This window comes from Clostridium tarantellae, assembly GCF_009295725.1.
Lineage (GTDB): Bacteria > Bacillota > Clostridia > Clostridiales > Clostridiaceae > Sarcina > Sarcina tarantellae.
The window spans coordinates 1-255 of sequence record NZ_WHJC01000704.1; the positions used below are offsets into that span (position 1 = coordinate 1).

Sequence of the window (255 nt, forward strand, 5' to 3'; positions counted from 1 at the left end):
GTTTATTCCATCTCCATGGAACTTAATAGTGTTTATTCCACTATTTAAATTTACTGCCACAGTAAAGGTCTTAGCATCTCCTATGGACCATCCATTAGTTGGTGTTGGAGTGTAAACTTCTCCTGTGCTTGTTCCATTTATATCTATCTTTAAGTTTCTATTAGCATCTGCCCCTATATACTTCACTGCTAAATTATACTTTCCTGCAGCTGCTACATTTACAGTTAAGGTAGTTGCACCATCACTTGGTCCTCC

The 255-nt window shown here is 37.6% G+C and carries 1 protein-coding gene; it reads right to left on the bottom strand.

Going from position 1 to position 255, the window contains the following annotated elements; translation table 11 throughout:
- Window positions 1-255: carbohydrate-binding protein (locus GBZ86_RS19115; RefSeq protein ID WP_479690763.1), on the bottom strand; the 255-nt coding region annotated here is incomplete at both ends.